Here is a 2,370-nt window from a genome sequence, read left to right as displayed (position 1 = left end):
GGTGGAGATCGTTCCGCTGATGTTCCAGGCGAAGACCACGGAGCCGGCCGAGGGTGTCAAACCCTATCCGGCGCTGGAGTTCGCGGGGCGGGACATTTATGTACGCGAAGGCTGCTACAACTGCCATTCGCAGCAGATCCGGCCCTTCCGCGCCGAGACGGAGCGTTACGGCCACTACTCGGTGGCGGGCGAGTACGTCTATGACCGTCCGTTCCAGTGGGGCTCCAAGCGCACCGGACCGGACCTTGCCCGCGTGGGCGGCAAATACTCCGACGAGTGGCATTACCGTCACCTGATGAACCCGCGTGACGTGGTGCCGCAGTCGAACATGCCGGGCTTCCCCTGGTTCGCCGAGAACAAGCTGGATCCGGAGGCGGTGGTGCACCGCATGCGCGAGCAGAAGAACCTCCTGGGGGTGCCCTATACCGAGGAGCAGCTCAACAATGCGGCCGACAAGCTGAAGGGCAAGACGGAAATGGATGCCGTCATCGCTTACCTCCAGGGACTGGGGACGGAATTCGGTCGTTGATCGGGAGCCGTTAATGGATAGTGGAACCCTGAGTGGGATCATCACCGCCGTGCTGATGGCGGCGTTCATCGGGATCATCGGCTGGGCCTACAGCAAGCGGCGCAAAAAAGACTTCGATCACGCCGCACGACTGCCCCTGGACGCCGAACGGCGGGATGCGGAAAAGGGAAGGAACGGGCAATGAGCAGCTTCTGGCACTGGTACATCATCGTATTGACGCTGGGTAACATCGCAGCGTGCTACTGGCTCATCCGCTGGACGGCGAAGCCGCGCCCCGGCGAGGCAAGTGCCACCGAGACCACCGGTCACGTGTGGGACAATGATCTCAGCGAGTACAATCAGCCCATGCCACGCTGGTGGCTGTGGCTGTTCTACATCACCATCGTGTTCGGTCTGGTCTACCTGGTGCTCTATCCGGGACTGGGCCGGTTCGACGGCGTCCTGAACTGGAGCCAGTACTCGGCCTACCAGCAGGAGGTCAAGCAGATGCACGAGCGTACCGCCTCGCTGTACGAGTCCTATGCGGCCAAGCCCGTGCCGGTGCTGGCCAATGACCCGGAGGCCATGGACACGGGCCGGCGGCTGTTCGCCAACAACTGCTCCGTGTGCCACGGTTCGGACGGACGCGGCGCCAAGGGTTTCCCGAACCTGGCGGACGCTTCCTGGCAGTACGGCGGTGAGCCCGAGACGCTCAAGCAGACGATCACCAACGGCCGTAACGGCGTGATGCCGGCGCTCGGTGCGAGCCTGGGTCAGTCCAAGCTGGAGGCCGTGGCCGCGTATGTCTACAGCCTCAATGGCCGCAATGCGCCGCAGGAGCTCGTCGACCGCGGCAAGGACGTGTTCATGACCCAGTGCGTTGCCTGCCACGGGGCCGATGCCAAGGGCAACCCCCAGATCGGTGCGCTCAACCTGACGGACGACACCTGGCGCTACGGTGGCTCGCTGGAGACCATCAAGGAGACCATCCTTAACGGGCGTAATGGCCAGATGCCGGCTCAGAAGGAGCTGCTCACCCCCGAGCAGATCCACGTGCTGGCGGCCTACGTCTACCAGCTCTCCGGCCAGGCTGGACAGCGGAGTGCGAGCAGTGAGTGATGAGTCGGCAAGGCAGGCGGCGAGCAGCCGCCTGCGCTGGCTCGGGGCCATACTCTGGCCGTCGTTCCTGACGGCCGGAGTCGCCACGATGGTCTTTTTCGCCAACGTCGATCCGGAGACGCTGCGTTACGAGACCCTGCCGCACTGGGAAATCGGCCGGAAGCTGGGCTACACGCTCGGCTTTTTCATGTTCTGGGCGGTGTGTGCGGCCTCGAGTGCACTGAGCGTGTGGCTGTTCAGCCCGGCCCGGCGGGCCGGGAAAGCTGGGCCGAAGGAGAGCAGAGAGGCAGATGAATGAGTGAGGCGCGCAACCGCCGGGGACGCGGTTCGAAGCAGGAGGACGGTGCCGCGGAAGCGGTGTCGATGTACCAGTCGCGGGAAAAGGTCTATCCCCGCGGGATCAAGGGGCGTTTCCAGAGCCTGCGCAAGTTCGCGGTGTTCGCCCTGCTGGGCCTGTACTACCTTCTGCCCTGGGTGACCTGGAACGGGCGGCAGGCGGTCCTTCTGGATCTGCCTGCCCGCGAGTTTCACATCTTCGGTCTGACGTTCTGGCCCCAGGACTTCTTCTTCCTGGCGCTGCTGCTCATCATCTGTGCACTCAGCCTGTTCTTCGTTACCGCACTGGCCGGGCGCGTGTGGTGTGGCTATGCCTGTCCCCAGACGGTGTGGACGGAGGTGTTTCTCTGGATCGAGCACTGGACGGAGGGCGACCGTCCCAGGCGGATGAAGCTGGACCGCGGTCC

5 protein-coding genes are annotated in these 2,370 nt (G+C 64.2%); all 5 read left to right on the top strand.

Translation table 11 applies throughout. From position 1 onward, the window contains the following. A partial coding sequence (gene ccoO, locus G7A99_RS13655; protein ID WP_163141023.1) for a cytochrome-c oxidase, cbb3-type subunit II occupies positions 1 to 529 on the top strand: 529 nt, incomplete at its 5' end. A gap of 13 nt (positions 530 to 542) precedes the next feature. Then, positions 543 to 713, top strand: coding sequence for a cbb3-type cytochrome c oxidase subunit 3 (locus G7A99_RS13650; RefSeq protein WP_163141020.1), 171 nt, complete (start codon positions 543 to 545; stop codon positions 711 to 713). Beyond that, the gene (gene ccoP, locus G7A99_RS13645) at positions 710 to 1,627 is read left to right on the top strand and encodes a cytochrome-c oxidase, cbb3-type subunit III (RefSeq protein ID WP_163141017.1); all 918 of its coding nucleotides are present in this window, start codon (positions 710 to 712) and stop codon (positions 1,625 to 1,627) included. Before G7A99_RS13650 ends, ccoP begins: the two co-directional genes overlap by 4 nt. Beyond that, complete coding sequence (locus tag G7A99_RS13640; RefSeq protein ID WP_163141014.1) at positions 1,620 to 1,925, top strand: hypothetical protein; 306 nt, start codon at positions 1,620 to 1,622, stop codon at positions 1,923 to 1,925. The genes ccoP and G7A99_RS13640 overlap by 8 nt, the downstream gene beginning before the upstream one ends. A gap of 65 nt (positions 1,926 to 1,990) precedes the next feature. Continuing rightward, on the top strand, positions 1,991 to 2,370 hold a 380-nt coding region (locus tag G7A99_RS13635), incomplete at its 3' end, for a 4Fe-4S binding protein (RefSeq protein WP_163141038.1).

Source organism: Arhodomonas sp. KWT (assembly GCF_010993615.1).
The sequence above is the reverse complement of the archived record's forward strand: the minus strand, read 5'-3'. Positions and strand labels throughout refer to the sequence as shown.

Excerpts from the sequence above, each read along its gene's own strand:
- G7A99_RS13650 (WP_163141020.1), top strand. The coding sequence starts at position 543 with ATGGATAGTGGAACCCTGAGTGGGATCATCACCGCCGTGCTGATGGCG.
- ccoP (WP_163141017.1), top strand. The coding sequence starts at position 710 with ATGAGCAGCTTCTGGCACTGGTACATCATCGTATTGACGCTGGGTAAC.